This window comes from Pseudomonas sp. IT-P176 (assembly GCF_949767245.1).
Lineage (GTDB): Bacteria > Pseudomonadota > Gammaproteobacteria > Pseudomonadales > Pseudomonadaceae > Aquipseudomonas.
In genome coordinates this window covers 279950-293372 of sequence record NZ_CATKPN010000035.1, presented here as the reverse complement: position 1 = coordinate 293372, position 13423 = coordinate 279950, and the positions used below count along the sequence as shown (strand labels likewise).

At 62.1% G+C, this 13423-nt stretch carries 12 protein-coding genes; 6 read left to right on the top strand and 6 right to left on the bottom strand.

Features of this window, described 5'->3' with window-relative positions; genetic code table 11:
- Positions 1-900 (top strand): tyrosine recombinase XerC, encoded by a 900-nt coding sequence (gene xerC / locus ACM6IP_RS07395; RefSeq protein ID WP_095164821.1) that lies wholly within the window; start codon positions 1-3, stop codon positions 898-900.
- Positions 897-1601, top strand: coding sequence for an HAD family hydrolase (locus ACM6IP_RS07390; RefSeq protein ID WP_159998560.1), 705 nt, complete (start codon positions 897-899; stop codon positions 1599-1601). Before xerC ends, ACM6IP_RS07390 begins: the two co-directional genes overlap by 4 nt.
- 207 nt (positions 1602-1808) lie before the next feature.
- On the opposite strand, the gene sutA is transcribed toward ACM6IP_RS07390, so the two are convergent.
- The 4 genes from sutA to glnK form a co-directional block, all read right to left on the bottom strand.
- A complete protein-coding gene (gene sutA, locus ACM6IP_RS07385) occupies positions 1809-2135 on the bottom strand; it encodes a transcriptional regulator SutA (RefSeq protein WP_095164825.1) in 327 nt (108 codons plus the stop codon).
- 102 nt (positions 2136-2237) lie between these two features.
- Positions 2238-2663 carry a secondary thiamine-phosphate synthase enzyme YjbQ gene (locus ACM6IP_RS07380; protein ID WP_095164827.1) on the bottom strand — a complete coding sequence of 142 codons (426 nt, stop codon included), beginning with the start codon at positions 2661-2663 and terminating at the stop codon, positions 2238-2240.
- Between the two features lie 215 nt (positions 2664-2878).
- Positions 2879-4216 (bottom strand): ammonium transporter, encoded by a 1338-nt coding sequence (locus ACM6IP_RS07375; RefSeq protein ID WP_095164829.1) that lies wholly within the window; start codon positions 4214-4216, stop codon positions 2879-2881.
- Positions 4217-4251: 35 nt separating this feature from the next.
- Positions 4252-4590 (bottom strand): P-II family nitrogen regulator, encoded by a 339-nt coding sequence (gene glnK, locus ACM6IP_RS07370; protein ID WP_095164831.1) that lies wholly within the window; start codon positions 4588-4590, stop codon positions 4252-4254.
- 413 nt (positions 4591-5003) lie between these two features.
- On the opposite strand from glnK, the gene ACM6IP_RS07365 reads away from it, so the two are divergent.
- Together ACM6IP_RS07365 and ACM6IP_RS07360 are read left to right on the top strand one after the other, a co-directional pair.
- Complete coding sequence (locus ACM6IP_RS07365) at positions 5004-5264, top strand: accessory factor UbiK family protein (RefSeq protein WP_414861220.1); 261 nt, start codon at positions 5004-5006, stop codon at positions 5262-5264.
- Positions 5265-5429: 165 nt separating this feature from the next.
- Positions 5430-6923, top strand: a complete 1494-nt coding sequence (locus ACM6IP_RS07360) for a YifB family Mg chelatase-like AAA ATPase (protein ID WP_401127041.1) — start codon at positions 5430-5432, stop codon at positions 6921-6923.
- A gap of 13 nt (positions 6924-6936) precedes the next feature.
- Here the strand turns inward: ACM6IP_RS07360 and ACM6IP_RS07355 are convergent, their stop codons facing one another.
- Entirely contained in the window at positions 6937-7857 is a 921-nt protein-coding gene (locus ACM6IP_RS07355; RefSeq protein WP_414861219.1) for a LysR substrate-binding domain-containing protein, read from the bottom strand.
- 158 nt (positions 7858-8015) lie between these two features.
- On the opposite strand from ACM6IP_RS07355, the gene ACM6IP_RS07350 reads away from it, so the two are divergent.
- The gene (locus ACM6IP_RS07350; protein ID WP_095165196.1) at positions 8016-9413 is read left to right on the top strand and encodes a NorM family multidrug efflux MATE transporter; all 1398 of its coding nucleotides are present in this window, start codon (positions 8016-8018) and stop codon (positions 9411-9413) included.
- An 18-nt stretch (positions 9414-9431) separates the two neighbouring features.
- On the opposite strand, the gene ACM6IP_RS07345 is transcribed toward ACM6IP_RS07350, so the two are convergent.
- Entirely contained in the window at positions 9432-11105 is a 1674-nt protein-coding gene (locus tag ACM6IP_RS07345) for a putative bifunctional diguanylate cyclase/phosphodiesterase (RefSeq protein WP_414861218.1), read from the bottom strand.
- 265 nt (positions 11106-11370) lie between these two features.
- Here ACM6IP_RS07345 and rep point away from each other — a divergent pair, with 265 nt between their 5' ends.
- The gene (rep, locus tag ACM6IP_RS07340) at positions 11371-13380 is read left to right on the top strand and encodes a DNA helicase Rep (RefSeq protein ID WP_095164841.1); all 2010 of its coding nucleotides are present in this window, start codon (positions 11371-11373) and stop codon (positions 13378-13380) included.
- The last annotated feature ends 43 nt before the right edge of the window (positions 13381-13423 follow it).

Here is a 13423-nt window from a genome sequence, read left to right as displayed (position 1 = left end):
ATGGAACGGCAACTGGACGCCTACTGCGAGCACCTGCGCAGTGAGCGTCAGGTGTCGCCGCACACGCTTGAAGCCTACCGCCGTGACCTGAACAAGGTCCTGGCACACTGCGAGAAACTGCACATCGGCAGTTGGAGCGCGCTGGACATCCAGCGCCTGCGCGGCCTGGTCGCGCGTCTGCATGCCCAGGGCCAGTCCTCGCGCAGCCTGGCGCGCTTGCTGTCGGCCGTGCGCGGGCTCTATCACTACCTGAACCGCGAAGGCCTGTGCGACCACGACCCGGCCAACGGCCTGGCCCCGCCCAAAGGCGAGCGACGCCTGCCCAAGACCCTCGACACCGACCGCACCCTGCAACTGCTCGAAGGGGCCGTCGAGGACGACTTCCTGGCCCGTCGCGACCAGGCGATTCTCGAGCTGTTCTACTCCAGTGGCCTGCGTCTGTCGGAGCTCACCGGCCTGAACCTCGACCAGCTCGACCTCGCGGATGGCCTGGTGCAAGTGCTCGGCAAGGGCAGCAAGACCCGGGTGCTGCCCATCGGCAGGAAAGCCCGCGAGGCCCTCGAGTGCTGGCTGCCCTTGCGCGCCCTGGCCAATCCGCCGGACGATGCGCTATTCGTCAGCCAAAAAGGCCGACGCCTCGGTTCACGCGCCGTGCAACTTCGGGTCAAGGCCGCAGGCGAGCGGGAGCTGGGGCAGAACCTGCACCCGCACATGCTCAGGCACTCCTTCGCCAGCCACGTGCTGGAGTCTTCCCAAGACTTGCGCGCCGTGCAGGAGTTGCTTGGCCACTCGGACATCAAGACTACCCAGATCTACACCCACCTGGACTTCCAGCACCTGGCCACGGTCTACGACAGCGCCCACCCTCGGGCCAAACGCATCAAGGGCGATGAGCAATGACAATCCAACTGATCACCTTCGACCTCGACGACACCCTGTGGGACACCGCCCCGGTGATCGTCAGCGCGGAAGCCGTACTGCGCCAGTGGCTGGCCGAGCACACGCCGGTCCTGGGCGCCTTGCCGGTCGAGCATTTGTGGGCCATCCGTGAACGGGTACTGGGCCTCGAACCGCAGCTCAAACATCGCATCAGCGCCTTGCGCCGCCGGGTGTTGCTGCACGCCCTGGAAGAAGCCGGCTACGCCCACCCACAGGCAAGCGAACTTGCCGAACAGGCCTTCGAAGTCTTCCTGCACGCACGGCACCAGCTCGAGATATTCCCCGAGGTGCAACCGACACTGGAGATCCTGCGCAACCGCTATGCCCTGGGCGTGGTCACCAACGGCAACGCCGACGTACGCCGCCTGGGGCTGGCCGATTACTTCAAGTTTGCCCTGTGCGCCGAAGACATCGGCATCGCCAAGCCCGATGCCCGCCTGTTCCACGAAGCCCTGCAGCGCGGTGCAACCACTGCCGCCAATGCGGTGCATGTCGGCGATCATCCCGGTGATGACATCGCCGGGGCCCAACAAGCGGGGTTGCGCGCAATCTGGTTCAACCCGGCGGGCAAGGCATGGGAAGCAGACCAGGCACCGGATGCTGAGATTCGTTGCCTGACAGAACTGCCGGAGTTGCTGGCACGCTGGTCGGAGCTGCGTTAAGCCTCTGCTTGTGGTATTGACGGTGACAAGGACTGCGTCTTCGAACGCAGCCTCGCGGGCTCGGCAGCTGCTACGGGGGATTGGAGGGCAGTTCACGTAAGGGCGAAACCCTAAGCAGCCGTTACCGCAGCAACGGATCCACCCACCACCACCCATAAAAAAGCCCGCAGCGACGGCGGGCTTTTTCAGCAAACACAGTGCAGACCCTTAGATAGGCCGGCTGCCGTACTTGTTATCAGGCTTCTTTGGTGGATCGGCCACCACGTTGGCCTCGACTTCCTGAACCTTGCCGCCTTTGGCCAGGAACTCTTCCATCGCACGGGCCAGAGCATCACGCTCCTTGTTCTTGGCTTCAACGCTCGGCAGCTCGTCTACCGACACCGCAGCCTTGGCCTTGCCTTTGGCGGTCGGGGCCGGCGTATCGTCGCCACCATCGTCGTCAGCAACGTCTTCCGCCGCAGCTTCAAGGCCTTCTTCGGCCTCGTCTTCGTCGCCTACTTCGAGGTCGTCGTTTTCCAGATCATCGTCGCTCATGTTCTACCTCATGACTTGCGAAAAGCAGATTAGTTATAGCCCAGCTTCGTCGTCTGTCGACGACTGCCAGAAAAAATTCAAAATCCACTGGTAACCAGCGGTTTATGCCCCTTCACCGTGCACGGTGGCGAGGACTTTACGAGCACCGCCATGATCTCGGTGCTCGCCCAGATAAACACCTTGCCAGCTACCTAACGCCAATCGGCCCGCCGTGATCGGCAAACTCAATTGACAGCCTAGCAAACTGGCCTTGAAGTGCGCCGGGAGGTCGTCCAGGCCTTCGTCGTTATGCTCATAACCGGTTGCGCCTTGTGGGATCAACCGGTTGAAAAACCGTTCGAAGTCGCGACGTACCGCCGGATCGGCGTTCTCGTTGATGGTCAACGACGCCGAGGTATGCTGCAGCCACAAGTGCAACAGACCGACCCGGCATGCCTTGAGTTCGGGCAGGCCGGCGAGTAACTCGTCCGTTACCAGATGAAAGCCCCGGGGCTTGGCCCGCAGGGTAATCAGAGTCTGTTGCCACATACAGTTCTCCGCACGTTCGGGGCGCATTCTAGCGCGCTCTGGGAAAAAACAAAGACCCTAATATTCGCGCCATGCTGTAAGCCATCGCCCCTGGAAAAACCGCTGCGGAAAACCCCGGCAAAGCTGTCAGAAAAATCCTTTCAGCCTAGGCCTGAGTGACAAATCCAGAACAAAAAAATGCCCGGCAAGCCGGGCAAGTTTTTTTCGGCGCCTGCTTACAGGTTGTAGCCGCGCTCGTTGTGTTGTGCCAGGTCCAGGCCGACTGCCTCTTCCTCTTCGGTCACGCGCAGACCCATGACGGCGTCCAATACCTTGAGGATGACGTAGGTGACGATCGCGGTGTAGATCACCGTGAAACCCACGCCTTTGCACTGAATCCAGACTTGTGCAGCGATGTCGGTCACGGTGCCGAAGCCACCCAGCGACGGTGCAGCAAATACGCCGGTGAGGATCGCACCGAGAATACCGCCAATACCGTGCACGCCGAAGGCGTCGAGGGAATCGTCGTAGCCCATTTTGCGTTTCAGGGTCGTAGCGCAGAAGAAGCACACCACGCCGGCCGACAAGCCGATCACCAGGGCGCCCATCGGGCCCACGGTGCCAGCGGCTGGAGTAATGGCCACCAGGCCGGCAACCACACCCGAGGCGATGCCCAGGGCGCTAGGTTTGCCGTGGGTCAGCCACTCGGCCAGCATCCAGCCCAGGGCAGCGGCAGCGGTTGCGATCTGGGTTACCAGCATCGCCATGCCGGCAGTACCGTTGGCCGCCGCGGCGGAACCGGCGTTGAAGCCGAACCAGCCAATCCACAGCATGGCCGCGCCCATCAAGGTGTAACCGAGGTTGTGCGGAGCCATTGGGGTGGTCGGGAAACCCTTGCGCTTGCCCAGCACCAGGCAGGCCACCAGACCGGCGATACCGGCGTTGATGTGCACCACGGTGCCGCCTGCGAAGTCCAGGACGCCCCAGTCCCACATCAGGCCACCGGGGCCGGACCAGACCATATGCGCGATCGGTGCGTACACCAGGGTGAACCACACACCCATGAAGATCAGCATTGCGGAGAACTTCATCCGCTCGGCGAAGGCACCGACGATCAGCGCCGGGGTGATGATGGCGAAAGTCATCTGGAAGGTGATGAACACCGCTTCAGGGAACAGTGCCGCCGGCCCTGTCAGGCTCGCCGGGGTGACACCGGCGAGGAACGCCTTGCCCATGCCGCCGAAGAACGAGTTGAAGTTGACGACGCCCTGCTCCATGCCCGCGGTGTCGAACGCAATGCTGTAGCCATAAATGACCCACAGGATGCTGATCAGACCGGTAATGGCGAAGCACTGCATCATCACGGAAAGAATGTTTTTGGAGCGCACCATGCCGCCGTAGAACAGCGCAAGGCCGGGAATGGTCATGAACAGCACCAAGGCTGTCGCGGTCAGCATCCAGGCGGTATCGCCGGAGTTGAGGACTGGAGCCGCCACTTCGTCTGCCGCCATGGCCAGGCTGGGCATTACGAGGGACAACAGGGCTCCTAGCCCTGCGAATTTACGCAGAGTCATATTGTTTTCTCCTGGGGCGTTGGGGTTGTGGCGGCTTAGATCGCGTCGGTATCGGTTTCGCCGGTACGGATGCGAATAGCCTGTTCCAGATTGACCACGAAAATCTTGCCGTCACCAATCTTGCCGGTGTTGGCCGCCTTGGTTATCGCCTCGATAACCCGGTCCAGATCCTTGTCGTCAATGGCGACATCGATCTTCACCTTGGGCAGGAAATCGACCACGTACTCCGCGCCGCGATACAGCTCGGTGTGACCCTTCTGCCGACCGAAGCCTTTGACCTCAGTGACGGTAATGCCCTGCACGCCGATCTCGGACAGTGCCTCGCGGACGTCATCCAGTTTGAACGGCTTGATGATGGCAGTGACTAGCTTCATGAAAACTCTCTCCCGAATTGGTGGACTTGCCCCAGGAAAACAAACCCGACTCAAGTCTAAGCGCAGTGCCTGGCTTTGTAACGCATCGTCGGCCGTACCTGCCCGACTGACGCCAGTTAACCGCTGCCGACGAAACTCCCCGTTTCGCCTGCCGCACTGCATTCGTCACAGCGACTGCATCAGTGCATGGGTTACTCAAGCCTTAGCAGAAAGCTTGCCATCTCCAGAAAAACCACTGATTTCAATCCCTTGCCTTTAAACCCAGGCCATTGCAGAAATGCGCGCCCAGAGATACGCACAATAACGGTGCGCCGACAGACGGACCGATGCGCGAAAAGCGTGCGCCGCACCGGGATAAATGAGCCTGAACACTGCGTGATACACTGCCCGCCATCAGTTTAAGGACTCCCTACATGCTCGCGCCCAAAGACCTCCTCGACGCCCTGAGCGGCCACGCCTCCCGCCTGTTCAGCAGCGACACCCCGCTGCCCAAAAGCGAAATCGAAAGCCAGTTCAAGGCCCTGCTGCAAAGCGGCTTCAGCAAGCTGGACCTGGTCAGCCGGGAAGAATTCGACAGCCAGATGGTCGTCCTGGCCCGCACCCGGGCACGCCTGGAAAGCCTTGAAGCGAAAGTCGCGGAGCTGGAAGCCAGGCTCAATCCGCCTGCCGAGTAATTCCCTGCCCCTTGTGGGTGCGAGCCTGCTCGCCCCCACACATAAGCCAGGCCACCGGCAACATCCTGCGAACGTTTGGCGCGTCTCGCGCGGTGCTAAAACACCCCCTCGCAACTACCCTTGAACAACCGCAGGAAGCGGCTCTTTTTCGTTCAAGGAATGCTCATGTCCCTGTCCATCGTCCACAGCCGCGCCCAGATTGGCGTGGAGGCACCGGCTGTCACTGTCGAAGTCCACCTGGCCAATGGCTTGCCATCACTGACGATGGTCGGCTTGCCCGAAGCGGCGGTGAAAGAGAGCAAGGACCGGGTGCGCAGCGCGATCATCAATTCGGGCCTGCAGTTTCCAGCGCGGCGCATCACCTTGAATCTCGCTCCCGCCGACTTGCCCAAGGACGGTGGGCGCTTTGACCTGGCGATTGCCCTGGGGATTCTTTCGGCCAGCGTGCAGGTGCCAACCCTGACCCTGGATGACGTGGAGTGCCTGGGGGAACTGGCACTTTCCGGTGAGGTGCGGGCGGTGCGCGGCGTGTTGCCGGCCGCCTTGGCGGCGCGCCAGGCCGGGCGGGCGCTGGTGGTGCCCTGGGCGAATGCCGAGGAAGCTTGCCTGGCCTCCGGGCTCAAGGTGCTCGCGGTGCATCACTTGCTGGAAGCGGTCGCTCACTTCAACGGCCATACACCCATCGAGCCTTACCGCTCCAACGGTTTGCTCCACGCCAGCAAGCCCTACCCCGACTTGAGCGAAGTACAAGGCCAGGCCGCCGCCAAGCGGGCCCTGCTGATTGCCGCGGCGGGTGCCCATAACCTACTGTTCAGCGGGCCACCCGGGACCGGGAAAACCCTGCTGGCCAGTCGCTTGCCCGGATTACTGCCACCGCTGACGGAAAGTGAGGCCCTGGAGGTGGCGGCGATCCAGTCGGTCGCCAGCGGTGTGCCGTTGAGTCATTGGCCGCAACGTCCTTTCCGCCAGCCCCATCACTCGGCGTCCGGCCCGGCGCTGGTAGGCGGCAGTTCAAAACCCCAGCCCGGGGAAATCACCCTCGCCCACCACGGCGTGCTGTTTCTCGACGAGCTGCCGGAGTTCGATCGCAAGGTGCTGGAGGTATTACGAGAGCCGCTGGAATCTGGCTATATCGTGATTTCCCGCGCCCGGGATCGAGTGCGCTTCCCGGCGCGTTTCCAACTGGTGGCGGCCATGAATCCCTGCCCCTGTGGCTACCTGGGCGAGCCCAGCGGTCGCTGCTCCTGCACCACTGAGATGGTCCAGCGTTACCGGCACAAGCTCTCCGGTCCGCTGCTCGACCGCATCGACCTGCACCTGACCGTCGCCCGCGAGACCACTGCACTCAATCCCGCCACCCAGCCGGGCGACAACTCCGCCCGTGCTGCCGAGCGCGTTGCCATGGCTCGCGAGGTTCAGCAGCAGCGCCAGGGCTGCGCCAACGCCTTCCTCGACCTGCCGGGGCTGCGCCGGCATTGCCAGTTGTCCACAGTGGACGAACGCTGGCTGGAAAGCGCCTGCGAACGCCTGACCCTGTCGCTCAGGGCGGCCCATCGACTACTCAAGGTCTCCCGGACCCTGGCCGATCTCGAACAGGCGCAGGACATCAGCCGCGAACACCTGGCTGAAGCACTGCACTATCGGCCGGCCAATCAATAACCCCGCTGCCGACTCAGTCCAGACGCTCGACGTCCGGCAGCTCCATGGCCTGTGCCTCGCCTTGCAGGAAGTCGCTGAGCCGCCGCAAACGCTCACCGCCCGGACGGGTTTTCGGCCAGACCAGATAGTAATTCAGGCCACTGGCAACGGCGGTCGGCCAGGGCAGGCTCAAGCGTCCCTGCGCCACATCCTCGGCCACCATCAACAGGTCGCCCATGGACACACCATAGCCACGCGCCGCGGCGATCATCCCCAGCTCTAGGGTATCGAAAACTTGCCCGCCCTTGAGCGACACCTGCTCGGAGAGCTCCATGCGCTCAAGCCAACTGCGCCAGTCGCGACGATCAGGGGTGGGGTGCAGCAGTTCGGTACTGGCCAGCCGCTCGAGATCCCAGGGCTGATCGTTGAGCAGGTTCGGCGCACCGACCGGTATCAACAGCTCCGGGAACAGGTAACTGGCTTCCCAGTCCGGTGGAAAATGCCCGTTGCTCAGCAGTACCGCACAGTCGAAGGGTTCATGATTGAAATCCACCGAGTCGACGTCCATCCAGGCGCTGGTCAGTTGCACTTCATTGCCCGGCTGCAGATGCCGAAAGCGACTAAGCCGCGCCAGCAACCAGCGCATGGTCAGGGTCGAAGGAGCCTTCATGCGCAAGATGTCATCTTCGCTGCGCAAGGTGTTGCAGGCGCGCTCCAGTGCACCAAAACCTTCACGCACTCCGGGCAGCAACAGGCGAGCGGCCTCGGTCAATTGCAGGTTGCGACCACTGCGTTGAAACAGTCGGCAGGCAAAGTGATCTTCCAGCGTACGAATATGCCGGCTGACGGCGCTCTGGGTAATCGACAGCTCTTGCGCGGCACGGGTGAACGAACTGTGCCGCGCCGCAGCCTCGAAAGCACGCAGGGCATACAGCGGAGGAAGACGACGGGACATCAGGAAAGCTCCTATAGCGCAATGGGCAAACCCTAGCAGAAACTCGACAGCATGAGTTTTAATCATGCCAGTGATCGTTTTTATCCCTTTGTGCATTCGTCTGAGAGCGCCGAGAATCAGCGGCTACCCCTTATTTCCAGGAAACACGCGTGATGACCATGCAGCATCCAGCACGTACCGAATTGCGGGCCATCCTACGGCTGGCGGGGCCGTTGATCGCCTCGCAGTTGGCGCACATGCTGATGGTGCTCACCGACACCTTGATGATGGCCAAAATCAGCCCCGAGGCGCTGGCGGGTGGTGGCCTGGGAGCGGCGACCTATTCGTTCGTGTCGATTTTCTGCATCGGCGTGATCGCCGCGGTCGGCACGCTGGTGTCGATCCGCCAGGGCGCGGGCGACATTCCCGGTGCGGCACGCCTGACCCAGGCCGGGCTATGGTTGGCCTGGTTGATGGCATTGGTCGCGGGCCTGCTGTTGTGGAACCTCAAACCGGTGTTGCTGTTGTTCGGCCAGACGGCCAGTAACGTCGAGATGGCCGGCCAGTTCCTGCTGATCCTGCCGTTTGCCCTGCCTGGTTACCTGAGCTTCATGGCGTTGCGCGGCTTCACCAGCGCCATCGGCCGGGCCACTCCGGTGATGGTCATCAGCGTCATCGGCACCCTGGCCAACTTCCTGCTCAACTACGCGCTGATCACCGGGATGTTCGGCCTGCCGAAAATGGGCCTGGTGGGGATCGGCCTGGTGACCGCGATCGTGGCCAACTGCATGGCCCTGGGCCTGGCCTGGCACATTCGCCGGCACCCGGCGTACGAGGCGTACCCATTGCGCGCAGGCCTGTCCCGGCCCAATCGCCAGTACCTGCGGGAGTTGTGGCGCCTGGGCCTGCCGATTGGCGGAACTTATGCGGTCGAGGTCGGGCTGTTCGCCTTCGCGGCCCTGTGCATGGGCACCATGGGCAGCACGCAACTGGGTGCCCACCAAATTGCCCTGCAAATTGTCTCGGTGGCGTTCATGGTGCCGGCAGGGCTGTCCTATGCCATCACCATGCGCATCGGCCAGCATTACGGCGCCGGGCAACTGCTCGACGCACGCCTGGCCGGACGGGTCGGGATTGGCTTTGGCGCGGTGGCGATGCTGGGTTTCGCCATGGTGTTCTGGCTGCTGCCCAATCAACTGGTCGGTTTGTTCCTGGACCACAACGACCCACAGTTTGCCGACGTCATCCAACTGGCCGTCAGCCTGCTGGCCGTGGCCGCATGGTTCGAGCTGTTCGACGGTGTGCAGACCATCGCCATGGGCTGCATACGTGGCCTCAAGGACGCCAAGACCACCTTTCTGGTGGGCCTGGGTTGCTACTGGCTGATCGGCGCACCGGCCGCCTGGTGGATGGCCTTCCACCTGCACTGGGGGCCGACCGGAGTCTGGTGGGGCCTGGCCCTGGGGCTGGCCTGCGCGGCTGTGAGCCTGACGCTGGGGTTCGAGTGGAAGATGAAGCGGATGATCCGGCAAGAGCCGGCGCCGCAAGCTGATTTCCAGATGTCTCAGCCGGACTGACCTGCCTGTGGGGCGAGCTCAGTTGACGATTTCCAGCACCGTCTGCTGGCTGGAGCCGAAGGTCAGGTACTCCACCAGTTCAGACAGCGGCAACGGCTTGCTGATCAGGTAGCCCTGCACCTGGTCGCAACCAAAGCCGCGCAACAACTCAAGCTGCTCCGGGGTTTCGACGCCCTCGGCGACGACTTCCAGATGGAGGTTGTGGGCCAGGTTGATCATCGCGTGGACCAGCTTGCGATTCTCTTCACGCCCTTCCATACCGCCAACAAAGCTCTTGTCGATTTTCAACAAGGCGATCGGCAGGCTGTTGAGGTGCACGAACGAGGAGAACCCGGTGCCAAAGTCGTCCAGGGAAAACCGCACGCCGAGGCGACCCAGGGCATCCATAGTCTGCTGGACCAGATCACTGCGCCGCATCACCGCGGTTTCGGTGAGTTCGAACTCCAGCCACTGCGCATCGACTCCCCGCTCGGCGATCAAGCGGCTCAAGGTCGAGAGCAACTGGCTGTCCTGAAACTGGCGGAACGACAGATTGACCGCCATGTGCAACGGCGGCAGGCCGCGCTCGCGCAACGCCTGCATGTCCCGCAGGGCGCGGGAGATGACCCAGTAACCGAGCGGCACGATCAGCCCACTCTGCTCGGCCAGCGGCACGAACTCACTGGGCGGCAACAAGCCACGTTCAGCATGCCGCCAGCGCACCAGGGCTTCGAGGCCGACAATTTGCCCGTCATCCAGGTTCAGCCGTGGCTGGTAATGCAGCTCCAGCTCATCGCGGCGCAAGGCTCGGCGCAACTCGCTTTCCAGGTCAGCCATGCTGCGGGCGTTGCGGTTGATCCGCTCGTTGAAGATATGGAAGGTGCAACCCTGGGTGCTCTTGGCCTGCTGCATGGCGATATGGGCATGCCACATCAGCGGGTCGGCACCGGCCTGGGCACGCGCGTGGGCAATCCCCAGGCTGGCGCCGATCAACAGGCTTTCACCGTCGATCCAGTAGGGTTCGGACAAGGCTTCGGTGATGCGCTCGGCCATCCACTCGGCGCGTTGCGGCGCGCGGCGGGTGTCGATGAGCAAGGCAAATTCGTCACTGCCCAGGCGCGCCAGTTGATCACCGGCCTCAAGCTGGCTTTTGAGCCGCGCGACCACCTGCAGGATCAATCGGTCGCCGGCCTGATGGCCCAGGGCGTCGTTGGCGTAGCGAAAATTGTCGAGATCCAGGTGCCCCAGCGCCAGGCCCCGGCCGTCGTTTTCCACCAGGCGCGTGGCTAGCAAGGTCTGGAAGCCCTGGCGATTGGCGATGCCGGTCAAGGGGTCCTGTTCGGCAAGACGTTGCAAGGTGTTTTCCAGCACCCCGCGTTCGCGCACATGCCGCAGGCAACGCCGCAGGATGCCGGCATCCAGCGCATCGCGCACCAGCCAGTCGCTGACACCGTCCGGTGGGTTGAGGGGTTCATGTTCGAGCAGCAACACCGTCGGCAGGCTGCACCGCCCAGGTTCCGGTTGCAGAGCAGGAATAGTCAGCAGGACCGCAGAGCGGTTATCGGTAAATAGACTGCTCACCGACTCCCAGGTCGGTGCACTGATCAGCACAGCCGAGCTCCCCATCGGAGCCAGACACTCGCGCAACAACGCTGCCCATACTGGCTCTTCGGCCAGCAGCAGCAAACGCAAGGGTTCGACAGGCGTAGACAAGCTAGCTCCCTAGACTCTGCAAAGATGTTGGCGGTGACATTATGACGCACAGCTGAACAATGACAAATGTCATTGATTCTCAATCATAAATTTGTGCCACTTCAGAGATCGAACATTAGACGCAAATTCTCCCTGCATCCTGCGCGAAAGTAACAAAACCGGCAAATACAGATCGAGTGCTACGTCACAAGTCGGAGAGAGGCGGCAGAATCCGTGCATCCTGTTAAAATGCCCGCCCTTTTCGCAAACGACTCCTTTTTCCGTCATGTCCCGACTCAATCCCCGGCAGCAAGAAGCCGTGAGCTACGTCGGCGGCCCTCTTTTGGTGCTCGCCGGCGCTGGCTCCGGCAAGACCAGCGTGATCACCCGCAAGATTGCGCATCTGATCCAGAACTGCGGCATCCGCGCCCAGTACATCGTCGCCATGACCTTTACCAACAAGGCGGCGCGCGAGATGAAGGAGCGCGTCGGCACCCTGCTCAAGGGCGGTGAAGGCCGCGGCCTGACGGTGTGCACCTTCCACAACCTGGGGCTGAACATCATCCGCAAGGAGCATGTGCGCCTGGGCTACAAGCCCGGTTTCTCGATCTTCGACGAGACCGACGTCAAAGCCCTGATGACCGACATCATGCAGAAGGAATACTCGGGCGACGACGGCGTCGACGAGATCAAGAACATGATCGGCGCCTGGAAGAACGACCTGATCCTGCCGCCCGAGGCGCTGGAAAATGCGCGCAATCCAAAGGAACAGACCGCGGCGATCGTCTACACCCACTACCAGCGCACGCTCAAGGCGTTCAACGCGGTGGACTTCGACGACCTGATCCTGTTGCCGGTCAAGCTGTTCCAGGAACACGCCGACATCCTCGAAAAGTGGCAAAACAAAGTTCGCTACCTGCTGGTGGACGAGTACCAGGACACCAACGCCAGCCAGTACCTGCTGGTGAAGTTGCTGATCGGCAAACGCAACCAGTTCACCGTGGTGGGCGACGACGACCAGTCGATCTACGCCTGGCGCGGCGCCCGTCCGGAAAACCTGATGCTGCTCAAGGACGACTACCCGTCCTTGAAAGTGGTGATGCTGGAGCAGAACTACCGCTCCACCAGCCGCATCCTGCGTTGCGCCAACGTGCTGATCTCCAACAACCCCCACGAGTTTGAAAAGCAGCTGTGGAGCGAGATGGGCCACGGTGACGAGATCCGCGTGATCCGCTGCCGCAACGAAGATGCCGAAGCCGAGCGCGTAGCCGTGGAGATCCTCAGTCTGCATCTGCGTACCGACCGCCCATACAGCGATTTTGCGATCCTGTACCGGGGTAACTACCAGGCCAAGCTGATCGAGCTGAAGTTGCAGCACCACCAGGTGCCGTATCGCCTGTCCGGCGGCAACAGCTTTTTCGGACGCCAGGAAGTGAAAGACCTGATGGCCTACTTCCGGCTGATTGTGAACCCGGATGACGACAACGCCTTCCTGCGCGTGATCAACGTCCCGCGCCGGGAAATCGGCTCGACTACCCTGGAAAAGCTCGGCAACTACGCTACCGAACGCAAGATTTCGATGTACGCCGCCACCGACGAGATCGGCCTGGGCGAGCACCTGGATAGCCGCTTCACCGACCGCCTGGCGCGCTTCAAGCGCTTCATGGACAAGGTCCGCGAGCAGTGCGCCGGCGAAGATCCGATTTCGGCCCTGCGCAGCATGGTCATGGACATCGACTACGAAAACTGGCTGCGCACCAACAGCTCCAGCGACAAGGCCGCCGACTACCGCATGGGCAACGTCTGGTTCCTGATCGAGGCGTTGAAGAACACCCTCGAGAAGGACGAAGAAGGCGACATGACCGTGGAGGATGCCATCGGCAAGCTGGTCCTGCGTGACATGCTCGAACGTCAGCAGGAAGAGGAAGACGGCGCCGAAGGCGTGCAGATGATGACTTTGCACGCCTCCAAGGGCCTGGAATTTCCCTACGTGTTCATCATGGGCATGGAGGAAGAAATCCTCCCGCACCGCTCCAGCATCGAAGCCGACACCATCGAGGAAGAACGGCGCCTGGCCTATGTCGGGATTACCCGCGCACGCCAGACCCTGGCCTTCACCTTCGCCGCCAAGCGCAAGCAGTACGGCGAGATCATCGACTGCTCCCCGAGCCGGTTCCTCGATGAGTTGCCGCCGGACGACCTGGCCTGGGAAGGCAATGACGACACCCCGACCGAAGTCAAAGCCGTGCGCGGTAATACCGCATTGGCAGATATACGCGCGATGTTAAAGCGCTAGAATCGACTACTTTTTAATCTACTTTCGGCGCCCGTCGCGCCAC

Bases quoted from the DNA above. Each gene is read 5' to 3' on its own strand.
- xerC (WP_095164821.1), top strand. From the start codon at position 1: ATGGAACGGCAACTGGACGCCTACTGCGAGCACCTGCGCAGTGAGCGT.
- ACM6IP_RS07390 (WP_159998560.1), top strand. From the start codon at position 897: ATGACAATCCAACTGATCACCTTCGACCTCGACGACACCCTGTGGGAC.
- sutA (WP_095164825.1), bottom strand. From the start codon at position 2,135: ATGAGCGACGATGATCTGGAAAACGACGACCTCGAAGTAGGCGACGAA.
- ACM6IP_RS07380 (WP_095164827.1), bottom strand. From the start codon at position 2,663: ATGTGGCAACAGACTCTGATTACCCTGCGGGCCAAGCCCCGGGGCTTT.
- ACM6IP_RS07375 (WP_095164829.1), bottom strand. From the start codon at position 4,216: ATGACTCTGCGTAAATTCGCAGGGCTAGGAGCCCTGTTGTCCCTCGTA.
- glnK (WP_095164831.1), bottom strand. From the start codon at position 4,590: ATGAAGCTAGTCACTGCCATCATCAAGCCGTTCAAACTGGATGACGTC.
- ACM6IP_RS07365 (WP_414861220.1), top strand. From the start codon at position 5,004: ATGCTCGCGCCCAAAGACCTCCTCGACGCCCTGAGCGGCCACGCCTCC.
- ACM6IP_RS07360 (WP_401127041.1), top strand. From the start codon at position 5,430: ATGTCCCTGTCCATCGTCCACAGCCGCGCCCAGATTGGCGTGGAGGCA.
- ACM6IP_RS07355 (WP_414861219.1), bottom strand. From the start codon at position 7,857: ATGTCCCGTCGTCTTCCTCCGCTGTATGCCCTGCGTGCTTTCGAGGCT.
- ACM6IP_RS07350 (WP_095165196.1), top strand. From the start codon at position 8,016: ATGCAGCATCCAGCACGTACCGAATTGCGGGCCATCCTACGGCTGGCG.
- rep (WP_095164841.1), top strand. From the start codon at position 11,371: ATGTCCCGACTCAATCCCCGGCAGCAAGAAGCCGTGAGCTACGTCGGC.